We start from the raw sequence: 1,552 nt of genomic DNA, 5'->3' as shown, positions 1-1,552 counted from the left end.
GGATGGAGCAGCAGGAGCCAGCGCCCGGTTTGTTCGGCGTGCTGGCGGACCGGCGTCTGCATGCGGCGCTGGAAGCCATGATGCGCGCGCCCGAAGCGCCTTGGACGCTGGAGCAGCTGGCCGAGCTGTGCTTCATGTCGCGCGCTACTTTTGCCCGCTTATTCGCCAAGGCCGCAGGCATGCCGCCCGCCGAAATGCTGACGCAACTGCGCATGCAGACCGCCGCGCAATTGCTGGGCCACGAGGGCGCCACCGCCGCGCGCGTGGCAGAAGCGGTAGGCTATCAATCCGAAGCAGCCTTCAGCCGCGCCTTCTCGCGCCATCACGGCGTGGGGCCGGGAGAATTCAAGCGTCGTCTGCGGGCTTGAAGGGATTGCGGTCGTTCAGCTCACTGATGTAGTCATCGACGCCGCCGCTTTCACGGGCGAGGAAACGCTCGACGGCATCGGCGAAAGCGGGGTGGGCCAGCCAGTGGGCCGACCAGGTCTTCTGCGGCAGGAAGCCGCGCGCCATTTTGTGCTCGCCCTGGGCGCCGCCTTCGAAGGTCGCGATCTTGTTCTCGATGCAGAATTCCAGCGGCTGATAGTAGGACGTTTCGAAGTGCAGGCAGGGCACGTGCTCGATGGCGCCCCAGTAGCGGCCGTAGAGCGTGTCCTCGGTGTGAATCACCAGCGAGGAGGCGATCGGCCGGCCGCCGCGCTCGGCCACCACCAGCAGGATGTTCTGCGGCATGCTGGCGCCGATGCGCAGGAAGAAGTCCAGGTTCAGATAGGGCGAGGAGCGGTGCTCGGCGTAGGTATTGCTGTAGCAGCGATGGAAGAAGGTCCAATCGGCGTCGGTCGCATCCTTGCCGCGGATACGGCGCATGGTGACGCCGGCTTCCTGCACCTTGCGGCGTTCGGCGCGGATGTTCTTGCGTTTCTTATGCTCCAGCGAGGCCAGGAATTCGTCGAAGTTCGCATAGCCCTGATTCAGCCAATGGAATTGCACGCCGCTGCGCAGCATGAAACCGGCCTTCTCCAGCATCTCTGCCTGGTCTTCAGGCGGGTAAAGGACATGGGTGGACGACATGCCGGCCGCTTGCTGCTGCTCGCACAGATAGTCGAGCAGGGCGCCGCGGGCAGCATCGTCGCGCGCCAGCAGACGGCCGCCGGTCACCGGCGTGAACGGAATGGCAGACAGCAGCTTGGGATAGTATTCGATGCCATTGCGGTGATACGCCTCGGCCCACGCCCAGTCGAACACATACTCGCCATAAGAGTGGTGCTTGACGTAGAGCGGCATGGCTGCCACCAGCTGCTTGCCTTCGTGGACGGCCAGGTACTGCGGCTGCCAGCCGGTATCCGCGCAGGCGCTGCCGGATTCGTGCATGGCGTGCAGGAAGGCGTAGGACAGAAAAGGGTTGCCGTCTTCGGCGGCCAGCGCATCCCACGCCGCCTGGCCGACTTCCGACAGGGAGGAAATCACGCTGAATCGATAGCTCATCGGCCTATTCTAGCGAAATATTCTTTTTTGGGTCAGGCGCCAAACGCTACATGAGGCCGTGTCGCAT

At 64.0% G+C, this 1,552-nt stretch carries 2 protein-coding genes; one reads left to right on the top strand and one right to left on the bottom strand.

All coding sequences use genetic code 11. The features are described from left to right. Positions 1-368, top strand: a 368-nt coding sequence (locus AB4Z11_RS31255) for a helix-turn-helix domain-containing protein (RefSeq protein ID WP_442030006.1), incomplete at its 5' end; no start/stop codon positions are given. Here the strand turns inward: AB4Z11_RS31255 and AB4Z11_RS31250 are convergent. Then, complete coding sequence (locus AB4Z11_RS31250) at positions 346-1,485, bottom strand: GNAT family N-acetyltransferase (protein ID WP_442030004.1); 1,140 nt, start codon at positions 1,483-1,485, stop codon at positions 346-348. The genes AB4Z11_RS31255 and AB4Z11_RS31250 overlap by 23 nt on opposite strands. Positions 1,486-1,552: the final 67 nt, after the last annotated feature.

The sequence above is a fragment of the Pseudoduganella sp. RAF53_2 genome (genome assembly GCF_052113985.1).
GTDB lineage: Bacteria > Pseudomonadota > Gammaproteobacteria > Burkholderiales > Burkholderiaceae_D > Rugamonas.
Note: the sequence above shows the minus strand (reverse complement) of the source record. Positions and strands in the feature narration are given on the sequence as shown.